This window comes from Halomonas sp. OfavH-34-E (assembly GCF_024124525.1).
Lineage (GTDB): Bacteria > Pseudomonadota > Gammaproteobacteria > Pseudomonadales > Halomonadaceae > Halomonas > Halomonas litopenaei.
Map to the genome: position 1 here is coordinate 19,627 of NZ_JAMXRY010000051.1, position 17,162 is coordinate 36,788.

General features: G+C 64.1%; 16 protein-coding genes. 3 read left to right on the plus strand and 13 right to left on the minus strand.

All coding sequences use genetic code 11. The annotated features are described in order from the left end of the window. Window positions 1-3: 3 nt before the first annotated feature. Both NH448_RS18755 and NH448_RS18760 read left to right on the plus strand, forming a co-directional pair. Window positions 4-1,566, plus strand: a complete 1,563-nt coding sequence (locus tag NH448_RS18755) for a tripartite tricarboxylate transporter permease (protein WP_124803794.1) — start codon at window positions 4-6, stop codon at window positions 1,564-1,566. A 112-nt stretch (window positions 1,567-1,678) separates the two neighbouring features. Then, window positions 1,679-1,966, plus strand: coding sequence for a putative quinol monooxygenase (locus tag NH448_RS18760; protein WP_185696405.1), 288 nt, complete (start codon window positions 1,679-1,681; stop codon window positions 1,964-1,966). A 172-nt stretch (window positions 1,967-2,138) separates the two neighbouring features. On the opposite strand, the gene nhaB is transcribed toward NH448_RS18760, so the two are convergent. Next, window positions 2,139-3,680 (minus strand): sodium/proton antiporter NhaB, encoded by a 1,542-nt coding sequence (gene nhaB, locus NH448_RS18765; RefSeq protein ID WP_213227274.1) that lies wholly within the window; start codon window positions 3,678-3,680, stop codon window positions 2,139-2,141. A gap of 167 nt (window positions 3,681-3,847) precedes the next feature. On the opposite strand from nhaB, the gene NH448_RS18770 reads away from it, so the two are divergent. Then, the gene (locus NH448_RS18770; protein WP_197037120.1) at window positions 3,848-4,321 is read left to right on the plus strand and encodes a phosphate-starvation-inducible PsiE family protein; all 474 of its coding nucleotides are present in this window, start codon (window positions 3,848-3,850) and stop codon (window positions 4,319-4,321) included. A 200-nt stretch (window positions 4,322-4,521) separates the two neighbouring features. On the opposite strand, the gene NH448_RS18775 is transcribed toward NH448_RS18770, so the two are convergent. The 12 genes from NH448_RS18775 to NH448_RS18830 all read right to left on the minus strand — a co-directional run. Next, entirely contained in the window at window positions 4,522-5,082 is a 561-nt protein-coding gene (locus NH448_RS18775; protein WP_253029229.1) for a glycine zipper 2TM domain-containing protein, read from the minus strand. Between the two features lie 400 nt (window positions 5,083-5,482). Then, the gene (locus NH448_RS18780) at window positions 5,483-6,805 is read right to left on the minus strand and encodes an FAD-binding oxidoreductase (RefSeq protein ID WP_045995152.1); all 1,323 of its coding nucleotides are present in this window, start codon (window positions 6,803-6,805) and stop codon (window positions 5,483-5,485) included. Between the two features lie 294 nt (window positions 6,806-7,099). Then, entirely contained in the window at window positions 7,100-8,467 is a 1,368-nt protein-coding gene (locus NH448_RS18785; protein WP_045995153.1) for a glutamine synthetase family protein, read from the minus strand. Window positions 8,468-8,578: 111 nt separating this feature from the next. Beyond that, window positions 8,579-9,646 (minus strand): spermidine/putrescine ABC transporter substrate-binding protein, encoded by a 1,068-nt coding sequence (locus NH448_RS18790; RefSeq protein WP_052704559.1) that lies wholly within the window; start codon window positions 9,644-9,646, stop codon window positions 8,579-8,581. 98 nt (window positions 9,647-9,744) lie between these two features. Beyond that, window positions 9,745-10,539 carry an ABC transporter permease gene (locus NH448_RS18795; RefSeq protein ID WP_045995154.1) on the minus strand — a complete coding sequence of 265 codons (795 nt, stop codon included), beginning with the start codon at window positions 10,537-10,539 and terminating at the stop codon, window positions 9,745-9,747. Continuing rightward, window positions 10,536-11,453, minus strand: a complete 918-nt coding sequence (locus NH448_RS18800) for an ABC transporter permease (protein WP_052704560.1) — start codon at window positions 11,451-11,453, stop codon at window positions 10,536-10,538. The genes NH448_RS18795 and NH448_RS18800 overlap by 4 nt, the downstream gene beginning before the upstream one ends. 11 nt (window positions 11,454-11,464) lie before the next feature. Continuing rightward, window positions 11,465-12,622 (minus strand): ABC transporter ATP-binding protein, encoded by a 1,158-nt coding sequence (locus tag NH448_RS18805; RefSeq protein WP_045995155.1) that lies wholly within the window; start codon window positions 12,620-12,622, stop codon window positions 11,465-11,467. 28 nt (window positions 12,623-12,650) lie between these two features. Further along, complete coding sequence (locus NH448_RS18810; RefSeq protein WP_045995156.1) at window positions 12,651-13,940, minus strand: FAD-binding oxidoreductase; 1,290 nt, start codon at window positions 13,938-13,940, stop codon at window positions 12,651-12,653. Window positions 13,941-14,351: 411 nt separating this feature from the next. Next, complete coding sequence (locus NH448_RS18815; protein ID WP_231498652.1) at window positions 14,352-15,287, minus strand: LysR family transcriptional regulator; 936 nt, start codon at window positions 15,285-15,287, stop codon at window positions 14,352-14,354. Further along, a complete protein-coding gene (gene moeB / locus NH448_RS18820) occupies window positions 15,284-16,057 on the minus strand; it encodes a molybdopterin-synthase adenylyltransferase MoeB (RefSeq protein WP_253029230.1) in 774 nt (257 codons plus the stop codon). Before moeB ends, NH448_RS18815 begins: the two co-directional genes overlap by 4 nt. Before the next feature lie 6 nt (window positions 16,058-16,063). Continuing rightward, the gene (locus tag NH448_RS18825) at window positions 16,064-16,564 is read right to left on the minus strand and encodes an Lrp/AsnC ligand binding domain-containing protein (RefSeq protein ID WP_045995158.1); all 501 of its coding nucleotides are present in this window, start codon (window positions 16,562-16,564) and stop codon (window positions 16,064-16,066) included. A gap of 169 nt (window positions 16,565-16,733) precedes the next feature. Continuing rightward, window positions 16,734-17,162 (minus strand): peptide chain release factor N(5)-glutamine methyltransferase (locus NH448_RS18830; protein WP_253029231.1); only part of this gene is annotated, 429 nt, incomplete at its 5' end.

Consider the following 17,162-nt stretch of genomic DNA (forward strand, 5'->3'; position numbering starts at 1 on the left):
CGCATGGACTTTATCGCGCAGCTTTCGGTATTCGCGCACGCCATCTGGCAGATCCTTACCAACCCCGCGATGGTGGCGCTACTGCTGGGGTCGAGCTTCCTGGGTATCATCTTCGGGGCGCTTCCCGGCCTGACCGCGACGCTCGGGGTCGCCCTGCTGACCACGCTGACCTATTCGATGGACCTTCAGACGGCACTGATCTCGCTGATCGCCATGTACGTAGGGGCGGTCTACGGTGGGTCCTACCCGGCCATTCTCATCAATATCCCCGGCACCGCGGCAGGCGCCGCCACCGCCATGGACGGCTACCCCATGGCCCAACGGGGGGAAGGCGGCAAGGCGCTCGGCATGACCACCACCGCGTCCTTTATCGGCACCCTGATCGGCATGGTCGCGCTGATCGCCCTGGCACCGCTGATCTCCGAGGCTGCACTGCAGTTCACGTCCTATGAATTCTTTCTTCTGGCGCTCTTCGGCATCATCATCAGCGGCACCCTGACGAGCAAGGACCTGGTCTACAAGGGATGGATCGCCGGACTGCTGGGCCTTGCGCTATCGACGATCGGTCGCGACCAGCTTCAGTTCTTCCCCAGGTTCACCTTCGGCCTGCCGGAGCTGGACGGTGGCATCGAGGTCGTTCCGGTGTTGATCGGCGCCTTTGCGATCCCGCAGATCATTCGCACCCTGCGCGACAGGGTAGCCCTCGGCAGTCCCCAGCCCGTCAAGCGCGTGCTGCCCGAATTCCGTGCGGTCTTCCGCAATCTGCGCCACGTCATCCGCTCGGCGTTCATCGGCGTGGGTATCGGTGCCGTCCCCGGCGTCGGCGAGGATATCGCCGGCTGGGTGTCCTACGGCACCGCCCAGAACTCCTCTGCCCACCCTGAACGCTTCGGCAAGGGCGAACCTGCCGGCCTGGTCTCGTCGGAAACGGCCAACAATGCCTGTATTGGTGGTGCGCTCATTCCTCTGACGACCCTCGGCATTCCAGGTAGCCCGCCGGCGGTGATGCTGCTTGGCGCGTTGATGCTGCACGGCCTGAACCCGGGTCCGATGATCGCCATCACCCAGCCCAACTTCCTGGTCGAGCTCACCGCCATCATCGCCCTCGCCTCCCTGGCCATGTGGATCAACGGCATGTTTCTGGCCAAGCACGTCATCAAGGTGCTGCGGGTACCCTCGTCGATCTTTCTGCCGATTGTCGCGGTGCTGTCGGTTATCGGGTCCTACGCGCTGGGCCTCAGCCTGCTGAATCTCTACCTGATGGTGCCGATCGGCATCGCCGCCTACGTCCTGGGAGAGATGGACTATCCGATTTCGCCGTTGGTCATCGGCGTCATTCTGGGCCCGATGGCGGATGAAAACCTTCGCCGCGCCCTGATGGTGTCCGAGGGCAGCCTGCTGGGATTCTTCGAACGACCGGTGTCGCTACTGCTGATCGCCGTGATCGTGCTGACCATCGCGTCTCAGATCCCGGCCTGGAAGCGCTATCGCAGCCGCCTGTGGAAGAAATTCAGAGGGCGTGCGCTAGCTGACAAGCCAGCGCATGGCGCCGACGACCCTCAGTAGCGTCACATCGACAAGGAGACGGGTGTCGGCACCGAGCAGCCGACACCAACGCGCATCCACCCCACTCTCATCAGTCACCGCCCTCATCCACCCCAGTCAGGAGACATTCAGCGTGCACGCCGTCATTGTCCGTTTTACCCCGCAGCAAGGGTGTGCCGATCGCCTCGAGGCACTACTGCTGCGCCAAGCCTCGGATAGCCTGGAAAAGGAACGTCACTGCCAGCGCTTCGATGTGGTTCGACTACGGAACGAGAACACCTTCGTCCTCTACGAGCTCTACCGCGACGAAGACGCCTTCAGATGGCATCTGGACACCGACCACTTTCATGCCTTCGATCAGAAGAGCGCACCGCTGGTGGCGGAGAAGAAGGTCCTTCAAGGAGACCTGCGCCAGGCTTGACGCAACCTAGGCGCTGTCCGAAAAGTCGACGAGCGAAGGTTAGACAAGGCAAAAATCGGTGAGAAAGCGCAGTTTACGGGGTGTAAATGAGCATTTTGATCCGATTTTTAACGCCGTATTACCGAGCGCAGGCACTTTTCAGACAAGCCCTAGATCTGCGAGCACACCAACGCTACAGCCACCCCATGGCCTGCATCGCCTGATTGGCAGGCACCAGCACGTAGCGTACGCACACAAACCCCACCAGGCTGAGTGCTAGGGTATAGGGTGCGGCCATCCACACCATGCGGCCGTAGGAAAGGCGAATCAGCGGTGCCACCGCCGAGGTCAGCAGAAACAGGAAGGCAGCCTGGCCATTGGGCATCGCCACCGACGGCAGGTTGGTGCCGCAGGCCACCGCCACGGCCAGCAGGTCGAACTGCTCGGCGCCGATGCGCGCAGCGCTTAAGGCCGAGTGGATTTCGCTGATGTAGACGGTGCCGACGAAGACGTTGTCCGAGACCATCGACAGCAGACCATTGGTCACGTACACCAGGCCCAGCTGCTCACTGCCTTGGCGTGACAGCACCAGCTCGATCACCGGTGCAAACAGATCCTGCTCGATGATCACCGCCACCACCGCGAAGAACACCACCAGCAAGGCGGTGAAGGGCAAGGCTTCCTCGAAGGCCTTGCCAAGGGCGTGCTCCTCGGTGACGCCGAGAAAGGCGCTTGCCAACACAATGACGGCAAGCCCGATCAGCCCCACCGACGCCTCGTGGCGAGCCAGTGCCACCACCAGCCAGACCAGCACCGCCGCCTGCACCCATAGCCTGGCCACCTCGATCAGCGACTGGCCTGCCCGCTCCTGGCGATCGTGCTCGACCAGGATGGCGCGTACCTTGGCCGGTAGACGCTGGCCGTAACCGAAGCAGCGCAGGCTTTCCACCAGCAGGCAGGTGGCAAGGCCTGCCACCAGCACCGGCAGAGTGACAGGCGCCATGCGCAGCACAAATTCGCCAAAGCCCCAGCCAGCCTGCTCGGCGATAATCAGGTTCTGGGGCTCACCGACCATGGTCGTGACACCGCCAAGCGCGGTCCCCATGGCGGCGTGGAGCAGCAACGAGCGCAGAAAGCGACGATAGTCGATCAGGTCCTGGTGGCTGACCTCGGGGAGCCCGCTATCATCGCTGTGGTCATGATCGTCGTGCTGCCCCTTCATCGACGCCACCCGATGATAGATGGCGTAGAAACCCACCGTCACGCTGATCACCACCGCGATCACCGTCAAGGCGTCCAGAAAGGCGGAGAGCGCTGCCGTCGTCACGCAGAAGCACAGCGACAGCAGACGCTTGGACGTGACGCCGATCAGCAGGCGTGTGAACGCCTTGAGCAACAGCTGCTTCATGAAGGTGATGCCCGCCACCATGAACACCAGCAACAGCAGGACGTCCAGGTTGAGCGCCACCTCGTGCATCACACTGTCGGGGCCGGTCATGCCGATGGCCACCGCTTCCAGTGCCAGCAGCCCACCAGGCTGCAGCGGATAGCACTTCAGCGCCATGGTCAGGGTGAAGATGAATTCGACCAGCAACAGCCATCCCGCAACGAATCCCCCAGACCAGGCATAGACCAGGGGATTGATCAGCAGGCAGATCAGGATGGCGGTCTTGTACCAGTCCGGCGAGGGACCGATAAAGTTGCGAAAGAAGGCCTGGGGCAGCGTCGTCACCATCGACCGGCTCCTTGTCGATACGGCGGCGTTTCAGTATGCCGGCGAAAAGCGGCGCAATCCGCGTGACTGCGTCAACAAACCGCCCTGAACCAACGGAGTATCGGCTTGTCACGCCTACCACGCCGGGCTAGCGTGAAAGACGCCACCACACCGATGAGGAATCGCCTGTGAAATGGGCTCGCACCAGCCGTGACAAGATGCACCATCACGCCGATACCATCGGCAACCTGCTCGTGGAAGGCTTTCACTACCTGGGACTCTTCGTCATCGGCGGGATGATCGCCTGGGCCTCGGTGGTCGCCTTCCTCGACATGCTGACCAGTGGCCACGCCAGCGTCGACGACATCCTGCTGCTGTTCATCTATCTTGAGCTGGGCGCCATGGTGGGCATCTACTTCAAGACCAATCACCTGCCGATTCGCTTCCTGTTGTACGTCGCCATCACCGCCCTGACCCGCTACCTGATCGGTGACATTTCCCACCACCCCAAGCCCGACGCCGGTCTCTTGTACCTGTGCGGCGGCATCTTCCTGCTGGCCCTGTCCGTGCTGGCGGTGCGCTTCGCCTCCTACAAGTACCCCTCCAGCAAGCCCATCGACGCCCTCGGCAAGGTGGTCAACAAGACCAACAGCGATCTGTAGGGCGCCCGGGACCAGCGCCCCTGCCCTCGCCCACGTTCACGTTCACGTTCACGTTCAGGTTCACAACTACAGCGACGACAACAGCCCCCGCCAGCCAGCATCGAAAGATACCGGTTGGCGCGGGCTGGGTGTTTACGCGAAGGCTGAAGACCGGAACCAGGTTCCCGTCAGGACTCTATAAGGGCTCTATCAGGGCTCTCTCAGGACTTGTCGGGGGTACCCCGGACCACGTCCCACTGGGGCTGACCCTGCTCGATCAGCACACGCTCGCCGTCGGGGGCCTGCTCCAGACGCGCCACCTGACGCACGCCGTCATACTCCCAGGCCACGTCGTAGCCCAGGGTCTTTTCACGGGTGTCGTTGACGGTGTGGCACCGCTGTTCGGTGGTGGTATAGGTCTGGCCGGCCTCGACCCGACGCTGCACTTCGCGTCCGGCGAAGCCACCGCCGATGGCACCGGCCACGGTGGCGATCTTGCGGCCGCTGCCACCGCCGATCTGGTTGCCCACCAGGCCACCGACCACCGCACCGGCAGCGCTGCCCAGAATGCTGTGCGGGTCCCGGGTCGGCGCCTGGCGTGTCACCTGAACGTTCTCGCAGACCTCTCGCGGCGTGGAGACGGTCTCGGTGACCGGCGTGACGGCGGTAATATCGGCGAACTGCGGCCCCTGGGGCGCCTGCTGCACCTGCCAGGCGCCAAATGCCAGGCCACCAAGGCCAAAGACCGCGAGGGTGGAACCGACGATGATCGACTTGCTCATGCTGTTCTCCTTGCTCCGCCAGAGCGCTCGCTTAGCGTGCGAGAGGCGCCACGGCAGATGTCTTGGCGATGCGATGACACTATCCTAGCCGTTATCGAACAGCGTTCGAAGAACCATGGAGCCACTTGCAAGTTGTTTGTGAGGCTGTCGCAACTCACCGACAAAGGTGCCCCCGATCGGCGACGACGGGCGCTGCTGCCCTCGCCTCTTATGCCATTGCCCCCCCTGCCCACACATCACAACGCCTCGCTGCCGGAGGCAGCGAGGCGTTGGGGGAGACGTGCTAATGGGGCTCACAAGCCGGGAGCGCGGGTCACGGAGCGATCCCGCTGCCCGCACTATCAGTGGCAACGGCCTGTGGCAGCGGCCTATGGCAAGGCCCCGTGACACCGACCAGCGGCTAGATACCCAGCTTGTCCCGGGTCTGGTAGTACCAGGCACCGATGGCGGACAGCGGCACCCTGAGCATGCGGCCGCCAGGAAACGGCAGGTGCGGAAGGCCGGCGAAGGCATCGAAGCGCTCGTCACGGCCGGTCATCACCTCGCTGATCAGGCGACCGGCCAGGTGGGTGCAGGTCACGCCATGACCGGAGTAGCCCTGGGCGTAGTAGACGTTGTCATTGATCACCCCGAACTGGGGCAGTCGGTTGAGGGTCATCAGGAAGGTCCCGCTCCAGGCGTAGTCCACCTTGACCGTCTTGAGCATCGGGAAGGTCTTTTCCATCTTGGGACGAATGACCGCCTCGATGTCCTGGGGGTCCTCGCCGCCGTAGTTGACTCCCCCGCCGTAGATCAGGCGGTTGTCGCGGGTCAGGCGGAAATAGTCGAGCAGATAGTTGCAGTCTTCCACCGCCATGTTGTTGGGCAGAAGCTCCCGGGCCAGGTCCTCGCCGAGCGGCTCGGTGGTGATGATCTGGGTGCCGCAGGGCATCGACTTGGCCTCGAGCTCCGGCATCACGCCGCTCATGTAGGCGTTGCCCGCCATCACCACACGCTCGGCGCGAACGCTGCCGTTGCGGCTCTTCAGTACCACCGGCTGGCCGTGCACCAGCGACTCCACCGGGCTCTGCTCGAAGATCACACCGCCCAGGGATTCCAGCGCCGCCGCCTGGCCCAGTACCAGGTTGAGCGGATGCAGGTGACCGCCGGAGTGGTCCACCAGGGCGCCGGTGTAGCGATCGCTGCCCACCTCGCGGCGACAGGCGTCGCCTTCCAACAGCTCCAGCCCGTCGTGGCCGTAGCGCTGCCACAGCGCCTGATGCTCGCGCAGCCCCTTGAGCTGGCGCTCGTTGCAGGCGGCGAACAGGTTGCCTTCACGCAGGTCGCACTGGATGTCGTAGCGGGCGATGCGCTCACGGATGATGCGATTGCCCTCGAAGGCCATGTCGCCGAGGGCACGCGCGGTGTCGGCGCCGTACTTGTCCTCGATCACGTCCATGTCGCGGCTGTAGCTGTTGACGATCTGACCGCCGTTGCGGCCCGAGGCGCCGTAACCGACCCTGGCCGCCTCCAGTACCACCACCTTGAGGCCCTGCTCCGCCAGATGGAGCGCGGCGGAGATGCCGGTGAAGCCGGCCCCGACCACGCAGACATCACAGCTCACCTCTCCCTCGAGGGCCGGGCGCTGGGGTGAGGCATTGGCCGAGGCGGCATACCAGGACGCGGCATGCTGGACCTCGGCGGCCCCTCCACGGGGATCGGTAGCGGTGGAACGGCTGGACATGACGGACTCCCAAAGTGGTTATTTTATTCAACACTAGATCGCATTCTACGCGGCGAAAGGAGACATCTTCAAGATAAAGACATGGAATAATCACCACCACGCACCGACGCCATAGCCCCACAACGCAGCGAGCCAGGCACCTGGCCTGGCTCGCTGATGGTGCCTCATGCCACCGTCTCGGGCTTGCGCCACCGTCTCGGGATCGCGTCACCTTCTCAGGCCTACGCCACTCTCTGAGCTTCGCGCCACCTTCTCAGGCTTGCGCCACCCCGGGACGTCCTCCAAAGCGGCGACTCACACCCGCAGCAGCAGGTGCTCACGCTCCCAGGACGAAATCACCTGAAAGTACTCACGGTGCTCGGCCCGCTTTACCGCCAGGTAGCTGTTGGTAAAGCGCTCGCCAAGGATACCTGCCAGGGCGTCACACTCGTGCAGCAGGTCCAGCGCCGGTCCGATATCGTCGGGCAGCTTGTTGCCGCCGGACCAGGCCGAGCCGACCATGGGCGGGCGCGGCTCCACCTGGCCGAGCATGCCGAGGTAACCACAGGCGAGTGACGCCGCCATGACCAGGTAGGGATTGGCGTCGGCACCGGCCAGTCGGTTCTCGACCCGGGTGGCCTCGGGCCCGGAGACAGGCACGCGCAGGCCCACGGTACGGTTGTCCATGCCCCACTCGACGTTGATCGGCGCCGAGCCCGAGGTCTCGGTACGCAGCAGCCGCCGGTAGGAGTTGACGTTGGGGGCCAGCAGCGGCATCGCCGAGGGCAGGTAGCGCTGCAGGCCGCCGATGAAGTGGTGGAACAGACGGCTGGGCTGGCCATCCTCGCCGGCAAACAGATTTCGTCCGCTGGCCGGGTCGATCAGGCTCTGGTGAATGTGCATCGAGCTGCCCGGCTCGTTGGCCATGGGCTTGGCCATGAAGGTGCCGTACATGCCGTGGCGCAACGCGGTCTCGCGCAGCACCCGCTTGAACAGCACCACCTGGTCGGCCAGCGCCAGCGGATCACCGTGCTGGAAGTTGACCTCCATCTGCCCGGCGCCCTCTTCGTGGATCAGGGTATCCAGATCCAGGTTCATCGCCTCGCAGTAGTCGTACATCTCCTCGAACAGCGGATCGAACTCGTTGACCGCATCGATGGAGAAACTCTGGCGGCTGCTTTCCTGGCGACCGGTGCGCCCCACCGGCGGCTCCAGCGGGTAGTCGGAGTCGGTGTTGGTCTTGACCAGGAAGAACTCCACCTCCGGTGCCACCACCGGGACCCAGCCACGTGCCTGGTACAGCTCCAGCACACGCTTGAGCACATAGCGCGGCGCCAGCTCCACCGGCTCGCCGCTCAGATAGTGGCAGTCGTGGATGATCTGGGCGGTAGGATCGTCGGCCCAGGGCACCAGGAAGACGGCGTTGGGGTCAGGCACCAGCTCCATGTCCCGCTCGGCAGGATTCCAGAAGCGGATGTCGTCATCGTCGGGATAGCCCCCGGTGACGGTCTGGATAAAGATGGAGTCCGGCAGGCGCGGTCGTCCGCCGTTGAGGTACTTGCCCGCGGGCATGATCTTGCCCTTGAGGATGCCGGTAAGGTCGGTGACCAGGCACTCGACCTCGGTGATGCCGTACTGCTTGAACCAGTCGCTGAGCGCTGGGCTTTCCTGGCGGTTACTCATGAGAGTGTTCCGTTACGTGAGTGTCTCACTCGGTGGCCGAGCCCCGACGTCGCCGGGGCTCTTTCCTTGCAGGGCGGCCCCGGGCGCATCAACGCCCCTGGGCCAATCCCTTCACCGAGCCTTTACCTCTGACCACAGTTGCTGAAAGGTCTGCAGTTGCTGACCGGACAGGCTGGGGGTGAAGACAAGCCGCGCCATGTCCTCTTCGCTGGGCTGGGTCGGCGGCTGGGTCAGCACCTCGTCGAGATGCGGGCGCGCCGCCTCGTTGGGGCTGGCGTAGTAGTTGTAGTTCGACAACTGGGCACCGATCTCGGCGTCCAGGATGAAGTCGATGAACTTGTGCGCGAGCTCCGGGTTGGGTGCCTCGGAGGGGATGACCATGGAGTCGACCCACATCTCGGCGCCTTCGTCGGGAATCACGAAGTCCAGATGTTCGAAGGTCTCCGGGTCCTCATCCTTGAAGTACAGGTAGTCGCCGTTGAAGGACATGCCCACGTGGGTGACGCCCCGGGCCAGCTGCTGCAGGGTCGGTGTGCCGTCGGTGAAGCCCGAGAAGTTGTCGCGATTCTTGGTCTCGATCAGCAGTCTGGCGGCATTCTTCAGGTCATCCAGGCCGCTGCAGTCGAAGCTCGCGCCCAGATAGGCGCAGGCGCTGCCGGTGGCGACCTGACCATCCTGGATCATCGAGAACGGATAGTCGCCGTTGACCTCGGGGTCGAACAGCAACGACCAGCTCTTGGGCGCATCGGGGAAGGTCTCGGTGTTGTAGACAAGGCCCGTGGTCCCCCACTGGTAGGCAGCGGAGTACTCGGCACCGGGATCAAAGCTCGGATCCTTGAACTGCGCCATCAGGTTGTCGAAGTTCGGAATCTGCGAGCGGTCGAGCTTCTGGATCAGGCCGGTCTCGATCATCCGCGGAATGTAGTAGTTCGACGGCACCACGATGTCGTACTGGGAGGTGCCACCGGCATTGAGCTTGGCGATCATCTCCGGGTTCGAGTTGAAGTAGTTGGTCACCACCTCGACGTCATACTTTTCCTCGAAGGCCTCGATGATCTCGGGGTCCATGTACTCGGTCCAGTTGAACAGGTACAGCTTGCCCTCTTCAGCCTGGGCGACGCCTGCGAGCATGGCGGCTGCCACGGCGAGGCCCAGGGCGCTGCGAGTCTTGTTGAGCATCGTTGCTTTCTCCTTGTATTGCTTGGTCTTGTCTGGGTACGTCAGGTGTTGATCGATCTGTTCCGAGATCGCCGCTGTGTCCGCCGATGGCACAGGCGTCATGCCTTGCGCCGATTGACGACGAGGCTTGCCAGGGCGGCCAGTGCCACCGCCGCGATCATCAGTGTGGCGATGGCGTTGATCTCCGGTGACACCCCCTTCTTGATCGCGCCCCAGATATAGATCGGCAGGGTCGCGCTCTCCGGGCCGGAGGTGAAGAAGCTGATGACGAAGTCATCCACCGACAGGGTAAAGGAGAGAAAGAAGGCCGATATCAACGCCGGCTTGATGGTCGGCAGCATGAAGTGCACCACCCGCTTCAAGGGCGAGGCATACAGGTCCTTGGCCGCCTCGAACAAAGACGGATCCAGGCCGACGAAGCGCGAATAGACGATCAGCGCGACGAACGGGATCTGGAAGGTGACGTGGGCAATGATCATGGTGCCCAGCCCCGGCCCCAGGAGCCCGGTCAGCTCGTGTACCTTGACGAAGAAGGCCATCTCCGAGATACCGAAGACGATATCCGGCAGCACGATCGGCAGATAGATCAGCACGATCAGCCAGCCCAGCTTGCGGTGACGGTGGCGATACATGCCATAACCGATCAAGCAGCCGATCACCAGGGCGATCAGCGAGGACGTCAGCGCCAGCACCAGGGTGTTGCCGAAGGCGCTCATGATCTGGTCATTGGCGAACAGCTGGTGGTACCAGCGCAGCGACAGTCCGGTCATGCTGGCCGCGCTGTTGGCGGCGTTGAAGGAGAACAGCACCACCACCGCCAGCGGCAGGTAAAGAAACACCAGGGTCAGCCACCAGAAGGCACTCAGACCTCGCTTGAGTGTGCGCTTTCTCATATCACCACCTCCTCACCGCCGCCGAGTCGCTTGCCGATCCGGCGCATGGCATAGAGTCCGGCGAAGGTCGCCAGCAGCATCAGGATGGCGCCGGCGGCGCCCAGCGGCCAGTTCGACCCACCGGAGAACTGGTTGGCCACCAGATTGCCGAGCATCAGCGCCTTGCCGCCGCCCAGCAGTTCCGGAATCACGTACATGCCGAAGGCCGGAATCGCCACCAGCACGATCCCGGCGAGCAGCCCCGGCAAGGTCTGGGGAAAGACCGCGTGCCAGAACGCCTTCACCGGGGTGGCGTAGAGGTCCTGGGCGGCCTCCACCTGGGCGGTGTCGAGCTTCTCGAAGGCGGCGTACAGCGGCAGCACCATGAACGGCAGGAAGTTGTAGACCAGCCCCAGGGTCACCGCGAAGTTGGACGGATACAGCCCCATGTTGGGGGCGATCAGCCCCAGCGACTCGGCGACGCTGGAAAGCGGCGTCCCCGGCGCCAGCAGGTTCATCCAGCCGAAGGTGCGGATGACCTGATTGGTCCAGGACGGCACCACCACCAGCAGCAGCATGATCGGCCGCCATTTCGCCCGGCAGGTGGTGATGTAGTAGGCGATCGGATAGGCCACGATAACGACCAGGCCGGTCGCCACCAGGGTCTGCCACAGCGACCTCAACAGGGTGTAGAGGTTGCCCGGGCTCCAGCCCAGAAAGCCAAAGCCGGCAAGCTGCTTGAACGAATCCAGCGACAGCGGCATCTGCGGCAGGCCGTAGGGCCCGTTGGTCATGAAGGCCACGCCCATCAGGTAGGCGCTGGGCAGCACCAGAAAGACGATGATCCAGGCCGCGCCGGGTGTCACGGTAAAGAGAAGATGGCGCGCTTCTCTGACCATGCCCTGGCTGCGTCCGAGGACAGCGGTATCGGTCATGACATGCCCCCTCAGTTGGCCACGGTGACGAGGTCTTCCGGGGCGACCACCAGGGTCACCTCGTCGCCGACCTCGGGCAGTCGGCGCCCGCGATTGTTGATGGTGGCCTGCAGGGTGGTGTCACCGACCGCGAGACGGAACTCGGCGTGGCTACCACGATAGAGCCGTTCGGTGATCCGCCCGACCAGGTGGTTCACCCCCTGATGACGACCCAGACGCACGTCCAGCGTCTCGGGGCGAATCAGCAACAGCTCACCGCCTCCCTGCTGTGGCGTGTCGAGATCGGTCTCGAGCTCCAGCTCGCCAAGCTCGGTGGTCACGCGCTGGCCCTGGCGTGCGCTGATCGGATAGAGGTTGGCATGGCCCATGAAACGGGCGACGAAGGCGTTGACCGGGCGCTCGTAGACCTCCCGAGGTGGCCCCACCTGCTGGATGGTCCCGCCATTGAGCACGGCAATGCGATCGGACATCACCATGGCCTCGTCCTGATCATGGGTCACGAAGACGAAGGTCATGCCCAGGCGCTTCTGCACCCTCAGCAATTCGACCTGTAGCTGGCTGCGAAGGCCGGCGTCGAGCGCCGACAGCGGCTCGTCCAGCAGCAGCACGTCGGGCTCGCAGACCAGCGCCCGGGCCAGCGCGATGCGCTGACGCTGTCCGCCGGAGAGCTGATCGATGCGCCGATCGATCAGATCGCCCAACTGGATGAACTCGGCGATGCGCTCGACCCGAGCCTCGCGCTCGGCACGGTCGACACCCCGCATCTTGAGGCCGAAGGCCAGGTTGTCGCGCACCGACAGGTGGGGAAACAGCGCGTAGGACTGAAACACGGTATTGACGCTGCGATGGTGCGGCGCCACCTCGGTGACGTCGCGCTCACCGATGGTCAGGCGTCCCTGATCGGCGTCTTCCAGACCCGCCAGGATGCGCAGCAGCGTGGTCTTGCCACAGCCCGATGGGCCCAGCAGGGTAAAGAACTCGCCGGCCTCGATGGTCAGATCGACGCCATCGAGCGCCACCGTACTGGCGCCGAAGCGCTTGTGCAGGCCCTGCATATGGATCGCGGAGGCGGTCCGCTCGGAGCCGGCGGCAGCGACGCCCGGGCGTGCGCCATCATGGGGCTCATCCCGGCGCTGTGAATGGCGCTCGGCGGTGGAGGTCTCGGTCATAGGGGCATTCCTCGTCGTTGTCGGCAGCTCACAGCCGATCGCGAAGCTTGTAGAAGTGGGTGGCCAGCAGCAACAGCGGTGTTCTCAACAGGCGACCGCCGGGGAAGCGACGATGGGGCATGGCGGCAAAGACGTCGAAGCGCTCGCTCTGCCCGGCGATGGTCTCGGCCAGCAACTTGCCGGCCAGTCCCGCCATGGCCATGCCATGACCGGAGTAGCCTTGCGCATAGTAGAGGTTGGCGGCCAGTCTGCCGAAGTCAGGGGCGCGATTGAGCGTGATGGCCACGTCACCGCCCCAACGGTAGGCGATCTCGACATCGTCGAGCACCTTGAACAGGCGCCGGATCTTGCCGTCGATGCGCGCCTCGAGCCCCTTGGGCGGGCGCCCGTCGTAGCTGACTTCACCGCCATAGATCAGGCGTCGATCCGCCGACAGCCGATAGTAGTCGAGCACAAAATTGGCATCCGACAGGGCGTCATTCTTCGGCAGCACCTGGGCCGCCTGCTGCTCGCTCATCGGCTCCGTGGCGATCATGTAGTTGGCACAGCGCATGATGCGCCCGCGCATCTCCGGCAACAGGTCGATGCCGTAGGCGTTGGTCGCCACCACCACGCTATCGGCGGTGACCTGTCCTGCGGCGGTCTTCACCCGGGCAGGCTCGCCTTTGGTCACCGCGGTGACCGGGCTGTGCGAGTGGAAGATCGCCCCCGCCTGCTGGGCGGCCCTGGCCAGGCCGAGGGTATAGTTGAGCGGATGCAGATGCCCGCCCTCGGCCTCCCACAGGGCCGCCGGGTAGGCGTCGGTGACCACATGTTCGCGCAGCGACTGCCCTTCGCGCCATTCCAGCGCCTGGTAGTCGTACTTGTGCGCCATGGTCTCCTGGAAGGCGCGCAACTCGCGCACATGGCGCGGCTTGACCGCCGCATGCAGGTAGCCCCAGGCAAGGTCGCAGGGAATGGCGTGACGCTCGACCAGCTGTGCGGTCAGGCGCACCGCTTCGCGGCTCATTTCCCAGATATCGCGGGCCGCCGACAGGCCAAGCGCCTGTTCCACGGTGTCCATGTCGGTACCGAGCCCGGGCAGGATCTGGCCGCCGCTGCGACCGGAGGCGCCATGGCCGACGTCATGGGCTTCCAGCACCACCACCTTGTAGCCTTGCTCGGCCAGATGCAGCGCCGCCGAACAGCCCGTCACCCCGGCCCCGATCACACAGACGTCAGCGCGAACGTCGCCCTCGAGCCTGGGTGTCGGCAACAGCTCGACCCGGACGGAATCGCGGTACCAGGAGGCGGCCTCGGACGTGGAGGAATCTGTCATAGAGAGTCCGTATTGGTTGCGCAATGCGCTTGTTGTTATTGAATCTCGCACCTTCGCATGAAGGTGACACCGACAGTGTGCCACTTTCTCGCCACCAGGCGTCAAGTATCCAATAACACTAAATTCCTGACTTCAACGTCAGCGATTCGATACCTAAAGCGGCTGACGCACCAACATCAACACTTCACGTCACGCATCCCGCTCGATGGAAGTCGCCTTGGCGACGCTCACGCTTCGAACGTAAGCCGGCTCGCCCGGAAGCGCTCGAATCCAAGATGCCAGACGTGGAAAACTCAACGCAAAGCAATGACAGAGCGTCAGTCTCTCGTTTCATCGCCAAGAGTATAAGCGAGACATCATGTCAGCGAAGCGAAGACGTTGGCGGTTTGATCAAAGACCCAGGAGGCGCCATCAGTCGCCAGATACACCCGCATCGCTCTTCCCCAGCGCCGCCAGAAAGGCTTCCAGCACCCGATGCGGGCGGCGGTCACGGCGGGTGATGGCGACGAAGGGCGTCTCGTAGGCGGCGCTCTCGGAACACAGCTCACGCAGTCGTCCCTGCGCGACCCAGAGATTGGCGTGGTGATCCGGCAGATAGCCGATGTAGGCCCCGGTCAGGATAAGAAAGGCCGCGCCTTCCCGGTCGGACGCGGTGGCGCTGGGCTTGAGCCCGACATGGCGCTCACGGCCGGCTTCCGACAGCGGATAGGACGGTACCACGGCGTCCCACTGCCCCAGCGCCTGCCACCCGCCCAGCGCCTCCAGCGCCGTCGATGGCTCGGCAAACAGCGGATGCCCCCGGCCACAGTAAAGCCCGGAGCGTTCGCTGTAGAGCGCCTGGCTATCGACGCTGGCAGGCAGGTTGACCGCCGGAACGACACCGACATGCAGGCGTCCGTCGAGCACCCCGCGGGCGATCTCGCCGGGAGGGTCCATGTGCATGTTGATGCGCACCTCTGGGCCCTGGGCCTTGAGGCTTGCCAGGGCATGGGTGATACGCATCTCGGGTGAGCTGACCAGGGTATCGGTGATGCCGATATTGAGTTCGCCGCGCAGGCTGTGGTGCAGCGCATTGACCTCGGTGCGAAAGGCTTCCAGTCCCGACAGCAGACGCCGGGCCCCTTCCAGCACCTCCCGTCCTTCCTCGGTCAGGGCGAAGCCGCCTCGCCCCCGCCGACAAAGCTTGAGCCCCAGGCGCTTTTCCAGGTCGCCCATATGCAGGCTGATAGCCGAACGACTGATGCCAAGCTCGTTCTCGGCGGCGGAAAATCCACCACACTCGGCCACCGCCTTGAACACCCGCAATAGACGAATATCGAAGTCGGTGACCGGGCTCTGCCGGCTCACGCGCTTCCTCCGCCGGACCGCCCCCGGTCTGCGCAGGCAGGACAGCGTGGATCGCGCCCCAGCCGATAGTGACGCCACTCGCCACTCAGGCCGTCGAAGGTGGCAAGCCCCCGGTGGGGCCTGCCGGCCCCGGACAACAGCTTGACCGCCTCCAGCGCCTGGAAGCAGCCGATCAGCCCCACCAGCGGCGAGATGACGCCACTCTCGGCGCAGGACAGGGCCTCGTCGCCCTGATCATCCGGCGGATACAGGCAGGCGTAGCAGGGACTCGTCTCGTCACGCGGGTCGAACACCGCAAACTGCCCGGAAAAGCGGATCGCAGCGCCGGAGACCAACGGCACCCCGGCGGCGACGCTGGCGGCATTGATGGCGTAGCGGCTGGAAAAGCGATCGGTGCAGTCGAGGATGACGTCCGCCTCCCGCGCCGCCTGGACCAGCCCCTCGGCGTCCAGATGGCGCTCGATGGCGCTGACCCGGCAGCCTGCATTGAGGGCGATGGCAGACTCGGCGGCCGACAGGGCCTTGTTGCGTCCCAGGTCCTGCTCCTGGTGGGCGATCTGGCGCTGCAGATTGGAGATCTCGACCATATCGGCGTCGGCGATGGTCAGCTGTCCGACTCCGGCGGCGGCCAGGTACAGCGCCACCGGCGAGCCCAGGCCACCGGCACCGACGATCAGTGCGCGCGAAGCAAGCAAGCGCTCCTGGCCGTCGATGTCCACTTGGGGAAGCATGATCTGGCGGCTGTAACGCAGCAGGTCCTGGTCATTCATGAAAACTCACTTGTCCTCGAACTCTTCGATATCCGGCACGTGCAGGGCAAAATCTTCCTTCACTTCTTCCATCACCACGTAGCTCTTGGATTCCTTGACCCCGGGCAGGGTCAGCACCACGTCGCCAAGTAGCTGACGATAGGCGGACATCTCGGGAATTCTGCACTTGAGAATATAGTCGAACTGCCCGGACACCAGGTGGCACTCCTGGATCTGCGGCAGCTTCGACACGGCTCGACGGAACTCGTCGAACACCGCCGGAGACTGGGTCTCCAGACTGATCTCGACGAACACCAGTAGATTGGCCTTGAGCATGCGCGGGTTGAGGATCGCCTTGTAGCCACGGATCACCCCGGATCGCTCGAGGCGCTTGACGCGTTCCAGACACGGCGTGGTGGACAAGCCCACCTGGGCGGCGAGATCCACATAGGACACCCGGGCGTTTTCCTGCAGGCAACGCAGAATCTTCAGATCGATACGGTCGAGGGAGCGGTTCTTGGTTTTCATTGTGGTCCTGAACGCTGGTCTGACGGCGAGGGGCACGCAAGGAAAGAATCGACCAAAAAGGCCTGGTCGCAAAGCATTTCACGACAATCTCTCGCGCCCAATCGCTTGGTGGCAAAACATTTTACTGATAATCAGTATCACATGCCCCCAACAGACTCCAGTCCCGGCTTCAACGTTGCATGCCCCACTGCCCCAGCGTCACCCGAGGGTGGCCCCCCAGGTCATGCACGCTGTCGCAGCGAACATAGCCCAGCGCTTCAAGATGCTCTCGCACCCGCTCAGCCTGCTCGTAGCCGTGTTCCATCAACAGCCAGCCGCCCGGCCGGAGGAAGCTCCGGGCGCGCTCGGCGATGGCAAACAGATCGGCCAGGCCATGGTCGGCGGCCACCAGCGCCGAGCTTGGCTCGAAGCGCACATCGCCCTGCCCCAGGTGAGGATCCTGCGGGTCGATATAGGGCGGGTTGGCCACGATCAGGTCGAAGCGCTCATCATCGAGCGCATCGAACCAGTCGCTCTGGCGAAATCGTACCGCCAGACCATGTCGCTCGGCGTTGCGCCGCGCCAGCGCCACCGCCTCAGGGGACAGATCGACGCCCTC